This window comes from Halorientalis sp., from assembly GCF_028275115.1.
GTDB lineage: Archaea > Halobacteriota > Halobacteria > Halobacteriales > Haloarculaceae > Halorientalis.
The window spans coordinates 1-8243 of the sequence record NZ_JAQCNH010000118.1 but is presented as its reverse complement, the minus strand read 5'-3'; the positions used below and the strand labels follow the sequence as shown (position 1 = coordinate 8243).

Below are 8243 nucleotides of genomic sequence, written 5' to 3'. Positions count from 1 at the left end.
CTGACTGGCGTCGACACCCTCTGGTGTGGGGTGTTTGGCTGTCCCGAACCAGTTACCGCTGCACAGACAGATGTCGTCGTCGTCGAGGAAACGGTCCCGACAACCGACGGGAGTTCGAACGACTCCTCGCCAGCGGGAACCGAGAGCGGGGCGGGCCAGCAGACTGCGGTACCCGCTGCAGAGCCCCTGGACGCGAATGCGACGACGGCAGCGACGACTAACGAGTCAGCTGAGACAGCGACGACAGTTACAGCCAACGAAGGGGTTGAAACGGTATCAACGGCCAGTAGCGGGGCTGAGACAGACCCAACGCCACGGAGCACAGAAACGAGTACCCCGGAGTCGGTGGTGAGTGACAACGTGACGTTCATGAGCGGTGCGGGTTTCGGAACCCCATGGTTCATGCTCATACCACTGTTCGTCCTCATAACCCTGTTTCTCGTCGGCTTGATTCGATACCAGCGTCTCGGTTCTGACGATTCAGCAGCCACAGAGAGCAACCCCGAGCCTGCCGCGCGGGAACAGAGCACGTTGCAGACAGACGGTGGTGACACGGCGTTCGATTGCGGCGACCCGGCGGAGTCGGTGACACCGACCGGGGCCGCTGGCGGCCAGACTGACAGTCCCACGATGGACGCGATTCGACTCGACCGAGCCCGGGACCACCTCCAGGCGGGTGCGGCCGATGCAGCCGTGGTCGCGACCGTCGAGTCGGTGGCAGCCCACTGTGGCGACCCCATCGACGCCACCGATTACCGTGAGGCGCTCGAAGCATTGGAAGCGGACGGCGACGAGACAGGGTTAGATACTGTCCGTGACCAGTTCGAACAGGCGGCGTTTGGGCGGAGTGCCGTCACCGATGATGCCGCCGAAGAGTGCATCGAAACCATCGAGCAGTTACTGACTTCCAACTCGCTGTGAGAGGGTGACTGTCGGTCGTTACCTCAACGTTCTCCGCCGATAGTGTAGGCTCCCGTGTTGGTGTGGTGTATGAGCAAAAGTAGCGAAACGCAATCGGGCGGTCAACTTGACTCTCCAACCGGGACTGGCGGCCCGAGTACAGAGCCCCTCAGTGGGATACTCGATAGCGCCGACACACAGAGTGCATTCGACACGACTGCACCGGAGCACGTCGTTCTGGTGTCGGTCGACGCACTGCGTGCGGACCATCTCGGCTGTCACGGCTATCATCGGGATACGTCGCCGACGATCGACGCCTTCGCTGCTGCCGGAACTCGGTTCTCGCGCGCACACAGTCCGAGTTCGCATACCCGCGAAGCAGTCCCGTCGTTGCTCTCCGGGCAGTACCCAAGCGTCGCGACGACCGATGGGTTCCGGCGCGACACCCCGACAATCGGCAAGCTACTCCAGGGAACCACCGCTCGGTCAGCCGGCATCCATTCGAACCCGTTCGTCTCCGAGGGGTTCGGGTTCGCTGACGGATTCGACCATTTCGACGACGACATGTTCATCGGGTCACATTGGCTCACAGCACTCGCACAACGCGCACTCGACAAAGTTCGCAACCGACATTACGCCCGTGCGGAGACGATTACCGACCGTGGACTCTCGTTCCTGGAGTCACAGGCCGTCGACGGTAGCCGATCGACGTTCACTTGGTTGCATTACATGGACGTCCACGGGCCGTACGAGCCACCCGAGCAGTTCAGGAAACGGTACGGCGCGGACCCGATTTCCTCACGCGACGCCGCGAAACTGTACAAACAGGCGATCAAACGACCGGAGTCAATTACGGCAGACCAGAGGCAACAGCTCATAGACCTCTACGATGCTGAACTCCGATATTTCGATGCGAGCTTCCGCCAGCTACTCACCGGACTACAGCGACTCGGGATCGCCGACGAGACTCTCATCTTGCTTACTGCGGACCACGGTGAGGCGTTCGGCGAGCACGGGTACTACGAGCACCCGCGACAGCTTCCACACGAACTGACTCACGTTCCGCTCATCGCGGCGGGCGCGGGCGTCGGCAGCCAGCACGTCGTCGAGACGCCAGTGAGTACGATGGACGTCGTCCCGACAGTTGCGTCTGTCTTCGACGTCTCCTACGACGGTCCAGCGATATCACTCTCACAGACCGTCGACAACCCGAACGCAGACCGAGTCGTGTTCGCACAGGCCCGCGGCGAGGGCGAAGCCACCGGCACCCAGCGCTACGCTGCCTACCAGCTTGGCGGAACTGCACACGCGACGGTCGACAGCGAGACCGGCGACTGCACCATCGAATCAGGCGCTCGGCAGGCACTGGCTGGGAGTCTTCGCGAACACGTCGGCAGCCACGGCTATCGCAATCAGGGGTCTACCGATGAACAGCGAGCAGAATCCGGACACGGCAGCGAGGAGAACGATGTCGAACACCGCCTTCGTGCACTCGGATACGTAGAGGAGTGAGACGGATGGACATCGCATTCGTCTCGAACGTCGTCTATCCGGACGTCACCGGAGGTGCGGAGAAACGAATCTACGAAATCGCTCGTCGGCTCGCTGCCGACGGCCACCGGGTCACACAGTACAGTCGCCACTACTGGGACGGACCCGAAGAGATCGAACGTGACGGCATCCAGTACCGAGCGATTGCACCGGGGATGGAGTTGTACACCGACGACCGTCGGTCAATTACCGAAGCGCTCGGGTTCGGGGTCCGGACAGCCCCAGCCCTTCGCAAGGCATTTACCGAACACGATATCGTCCACGCATCGGTGTTCCCGTATTTCCCAGTCCTCGGGGCTGCTCTGTCACGCGGGCTCAGTGGAAAAAACGCGGCCCCGCTCGTAACCACCTGGCACGAGGTCTGGCTCGACTACTGGGAAGAGTACCTTGGCCGGCTCGCACCGTTTGGCAAACTGGCCGAGCGACTCACTGCCCGGGTCGGTCAGCATCCGATCGCTATCTCCGACCTGACCGCCAGGCGGCTCGACGATATCGGCGTCCCACGCGACGAAACGCGGATCGTTCCGAACGGTATCGATGTCGACGAAATCACCGCCATCTCGCCAGTCTCCGAGGGATACGACGTCCTCTACGCTGGTCGGCTGATATCCGAAAAGAACGTCCATGTCGCCATCGAAGCGTTCGCTCGGGCCGCACGCAACGACACCGATATTCGGTTCGGCATTATTGGGGACGGTCCGGAACGAGCCCGTCTCGAGCAGTTGGCCGATAAGATGATGTGTCGGGATCGAATTGACTTTCTCGGCTTCCTCTCAGAGTATGATGATGTACTTGCGCACATGCATGCAGCAGACGTGTTCTGTTCGCCATCGGAGCGTGAAGGGTTCGGGATAACGTACCTCGAAGCGCTCGCAACAGGGTGTACAGTCGTTGCCGCGGACCATCCCCGGAGTGCTGCGGCGGAGGTAATCGGTGATGCGGGTCTGGCCGTCCAACCGACGGTCGACTCGGTCTCACAGGCACTCTCGCGCACACTCTCCGGTGGGGCTGTTCCGGCCAACCCAGAAGCTCGTGCCGCCCGGTTCGACTGGGACAACATCGCTTCACAGACGCTTTCGGTCTACCAATCGGTACTCGGGGGCCACGGTATCGCGCCGCAGTCCGCGGAAATCCAGCCTGAGACAGCACCCCTATCGGACTGATGCCCACTGGCCAAATGTATAAAGTACCGACCACCCCTGTAACGAATCATTAACATCTCATGGAGTACAAGTATCTCCTCCCGGAGGAAGCGCCCGGTTCGGCCATCGACACACTGCTTGGGTCACCTACTGTAGAGAGTCTCGTAGTGCTTGGGACGGTCGCAGATCAGGCACAAAATACAGCGCTCGACGAACACCTCACGACGCTCTCGGTTCCGGTACTTGGTGGCATCTTTCCACAGATAATCGTCGATGGAACCGCCCGCGAGCGCGGGACACTCCTGCTCGGCCTCGGTGAGACGCCAGCGATTACGCGTGTTGACGGGCTGAGCGACCCGGACGAACAGTACACCGACCAACTCCCGAATTTGCTAACCAATGGCTACGAGACGGCGTTCGTGTTCACTGATGCGTTCGCGGAACGCACGAATGAGTTCGTTACCGCACTGTTCGACGCGTACGGGTCGGAGTTGACTGTACTCGGCGGCGGCGCGGGCGCACTTTCGATGGAACAACAGCCGTGTCTGTTCACGAACGACGGGTTGGTCGAAGATGCGGCACTCGTCGCTGCGCTGCAGACGGCGGGAACGGTCGGCGTGAACCACGGCTGGCAGGAGTTCGCCGGCCCGTTTCGCGTGACCGATGCGGACGGGCCAATTGTCAAGCGCCTCGGTGATGACACTGCGCTCGCAGTCTACCGCGATGTCGTTGAGCAGGACATCGAAGCCAGTCTGACAGCTGACAACTTCTTCGAGATAGCCAAGTCGTATCCACTGGCGATAAGCCGTTTCGAGACCGAGAAGATCGTCCGTGACCCGTTCGAGGTAACCGATGACGGTGCGCTCAGATGCTTCGGCGATATCCCGGAAGGGTCGTTCGTCCACATACTCAAGGGCGTCCCGGATTCGCTCGTCGATGCGGCCCGGACGGCAGCTACGGCAGCAAACGACGCTGCAAGCTCTCCTGAGGGGGACAGAGCGACGCTCTTTTTCGACTGTATTTCACGGGTGCTGTATCTCGAAGAAAAGTTCGGGCGCGAACTCGCTGCAGTCGAAGAGAGCAGCCCAACCCCAGTCGTTGGTGCCCTCACTATCGGCGAGATCGCTACCTCCGGTAGCGGACCTATGGAACTGTACAATAAAACCGCCGTGGTTGGTGTACTCGAGGAGCTATGAGCCAGCGGTCTTCGATATCGCCGGAGCAACTGCAGGTACTGTATGAACTCTCGTTATCGATTGGGCAAGGTAAAACACTGGCTGACGTCGCCCGGACCGCACTGAGCTCGTATCTGCGACGGTTGAACTGTTCGGCCGGCGCAATTTTCCGGCGCCAGGAAACAGCGGCCGGCCAGGTCAGCTACGAGCGGGTCGACAGCATCCCGAAGAACCCGACCCGAACCAACAGCTTCGACCTCGCACGCGACTGCATTCCCAGCGGGGAGACAGTCGCAGCCGACACTGCATTTCAGCAGGCACTTCCAAAAACAGGACAAAATGGGAGCAGCCACTATCATCTGTTCGACCTGCCCGGATTTGGTGTGTTGCTGCTGATCAGATCCGACGCACCACTGTCGCGGCCACTTCGCTCCGAACTCCGCCCGCTGAATCGTAAACTGGCTGCCGCCTGTCGTCACCGTCTTGCCAAACAGTCGGTTCAACAGGCAAGACAGACGCTTCGAAATATCATCGATCTGCTTCCCCAGCATGTGTTTGCCAAGGACACTGCTGGACGATTCCTGCTCGCGAACGAAAGCTTCGCTGACGCGTACGGCGTGACCGTCGAGGAGGTTGAAGGGAACACTGAACCCGATTTTTCCACGCTGACACGATCAACCACCCGTCACGACGCCGAAGATCGAGCGGTCATCGAAACCGGCAACTCGAAACACATCCCCGAAAAGTCATTTACGACGGCTGACGGACGTGAGCGCACCGTCGAGACGGTGAAGATTCCCTACGACCCGATTGACACGAACGGTGATGCCGTGTTAGGGGTTGCAACCGACATCACTAAGCAAAAAAAGCGCGAGCAGGAACTCGAAGAGACGAACACCTTGCTGCAGACAGTACTCGACAACCTCCCGGCGGGAATCCTGGTCGAGGGCCCAGAACGCAACATCCAGTCGGTGAATCAGCGGCTGCTGGACCTCTTTGAGCGGACGGGAGATCCCAAGACGCTCGTCGGGACAGACTGTGAAGCTGCGCTAGAAAGCTTCAAACACACGCTTGCGAATCCCGACGAGTTTCTCGAGCGGGTCAACGACGTCTTCGAAGCATCGGAGCGCGTCGAGAAGCAGGAACTAGCGCTGGCCGATGGACGCAAATTCGAGTGGGATTATGTCCCGTACAGCGTCCAGGCTGGGAATGCGAATCTCTGGATGTACCGAGACGTTACCGCACAGGCCAACCGTGAGGCCGAACTCCGGGAGACTCGCCGCGAGTTACGAGCATCGAATCAGGAACTAGAGCAGTTCGCATACGCCGCGTCCCACGATCTGAAGGAACCGCTACGGTCGGTGAGCAACTATCTGACACTGTTTTCAGACCTTTACGATGAAGGTGAGACGCTCGATGAGCAGGCGTACTCCCTCATCGGGAATGCCGTCGACGCAGCTGGCCGGATGCAGGCGATGATCAACGCCCTGTTACAGTACTCCCGAGTTGAGACTACCGACTCTGAAACTGAACAGATTTCACTCGATACAGTGTTCGAGAAGACGAAACTGAACCTGACCGTCCCCATCGATGACGCCGGTGCGACAGTCACCGCCGAGTCACTCCCGACGGTGGCGGGCGATCAGCAGTTGCTCGTACAACTGTTCCAGAACATCGTTCACAACGGTATCAAGTACAACGACTCGGCGCATCCTCGCGTACACGTGGGTCTCGAAACAGGAGACACGACAGTTCCGGGTGACCACTCTCTTGATGACGACACCGTGTGGCACCACCTCTATTGCGAAGACAACGGCGTCGGGATGGAGGCCAATCAGGCAGACCAAGCGTTTGACGTGTTCGAGCGACTCGGACGAGACGACGGGGATGGAACCGGCATGGGACTCACGCTGAGTCAGCGAATCGTCAGCGACCACGACGGCGCTATCTGGATCGAATCAACGCCGGGCGACGGGACCATCGTCCACCTCTGTCTCCCAGCATCTGTCTGAGCGACCGTGGTCTCGACCTCACCGTGTGGGGTGAGACAGAGGCTATCGGCCATCGTTATGGGTATGGCTCATTGATGCTAGTATGTCGCGACGACAGCCCGCACGGCACCAATCCGAGACGACGACCGACACGCTTGAAACGCCACCACAGCCAACCGCGGACACGCAGTCGGAATCGGCACCTGCCCAAGATCAGGCGACACTCTGTGGTCCTGACTCGGCAACCGATCCGACTATCTCCGTAGTCATCCCGACGCTAAACGAGCAAGAGGGAATCGCTATCTGTATCGAAGCTGTGCTGTCTGCGTTCCGGGAACTGGGTGTTCCCGGTGAGATTGTGGTCGCAGATTCGTCGACCGACGCAACCCCGGATATCGCCCGGAGCTACGGCGCAGTCGTGACCGAACCGGAGCGAAACGGTTACGGTGCAGCATACCTCGACGGTTTTGCGACCGCCCGAGGAGACATTATCGCGATGGGAGACGCGGACACGACGTATGACTTTACCGAGTTGCCAAAGCTAGTCAGCAGAATGCATGAGACCAACGCCGATCTTGTTATCGGCTCACGGCTAGACGGACAGATTCTCCCCGGCTCGATGCCGACGCTTCACCAGTACATCGGCAACCCACTGCTGACGAAGATGCTTAATTCCCTCTTTGGGTCCGACTTTTCGGACACCCACTCTGGATTCCGCGTGTTCACCCAGGACGCCCTGGCGGAGATGGACCCGTCGACGACCGGCATGGAGTTCGCCTCTGAGATGCTCATCGGTGCTGCTCGGGCCGAACTCCACGTCGAGGAAATCCCAATCACCTATCATCCCCGGGTCGGTGAAGCGAAACTCGATAGTTTCAAAGATGGGTGGCGCCACGTTCGCTACATGCTCGAAGAAGCGCGTGGCACGACGTCAGTGATGGGCTCTCTCGTCGGTGCTTTTCGGTAACGTCCCTATATGTCAGCTCGTGGTTGTATTACCTTGGTCGATTTATTCTCCAGCGGCGACTGCGGTAACGGCGGCTCGAATCTGTGTAACCTTCGGAAAACATCGGCACGTATGCTTGAGGTTACCACTCATCTGTATCAGTAGTAGTTGTGTGTGTATGTATGGCAGTCGCTCAGCAACAAACGAGCCGTCAAGGTGTCAAAGCCGTGATCGTCGACGACAATACTGTGCTTCTCACGCGTGAACGGCGGGCAGACGGCTCAGTCTACCACTCACTTCCGGGTGGCGGTGTCGAGGCCGGAGAGTCAGATGTCGGCGCACTCTCGCGGGAAATCGACGAAGAACTCGCATGTGGGGCCAACTTCGGATCGCAGATTGGTGTGTGTTCGTACACCCACCAGACGTGTCCACAGACTACCAACTACCGCGTGTTCAGGGCTCGACTCACTGGTGATCCGTCGCCGGTGCTCTCGGAAGATATCGTCGGAGTGACGTACGCCGACCCGTCGGCGCTTCC

The 8243-nt window shown here is 59.7% G+C and carries 6 protein-coding genes and 1 pseudogene; all 7 read left to right on the top strand.

The genetic code is table 11. The annotated features are described in order from the left end of the window. Positions 1-921: pseudogene (locus tag Q0964_RS15560) on the top strand (hypothetical protein); the annotation flags it as partial. Between the two features lie 69 nt (positions 922-990). Further along, positions 991-2412, top strand: coding sequence for a sulfatase (locus tag Q0964_RS15555; RefSeq protein WP_299269332.1), 1422 nt, complete (start codon positions 991-993; stop codon positions 2410-2412). Positions 2413-2417: 5 nt separating this feature from the next. Further along, complete coding sequence (locus tag Q0964_RS15550; RefSeq protein ID WP_299269330.1) at positions 2418-3614, top strand: glycosyltransferase family 4 protein; 1197 nt, start codon at positions 2418-2420, stop codon at positions 3612-3614. Positions 3615-3673: 59 nt separating this feature from the next. Next, on the top strand, positions 3674-4789 hold the full coding sequence (locus Q0964_RS15545; protein WP_299269328.1) for an FIST signal transduction protein: 1116 nt from the start codon (positions 3674-3676) through the stop codon (positions 4787-4789). Further along, the gene (locus tag Q0964_RS15540; RefSeq protein ID WP_299269326.1) at positions 4786-6780 is read left to right on the top strand and encodes a sensor histidine kinase; all 1995 of its coding nucleotides are present in this window, start codon (positions 4786-4788) and stop codon (positions 6778-6780) included. Before Q0964_RS15545 ends, Q0964_RS15540 begins: the two co-directional genes overlap by 4 nt. An 82-nt stretch (positions 6781-6862) precedes the next feature. Further along, positions 6863-7726, top strand: coding sequence for a glycosyltransferase family 2 protein (locus Q0964_RS15535; RefSeq protein WP_299269324.1), 864 nt, complete (start codon positions 6863-6865; stop codon positions 7724-7726). Between the two features lie 161 nt (positions 7727-7887). Next, a partial coding sequence (locus Q0964_RS15530) for an NUDIX hydrolase (RefSeq protein ID WP_299269322.1) occupies positions 7888-8243 on the top strand: 356 nt, incomplete at its 3' end.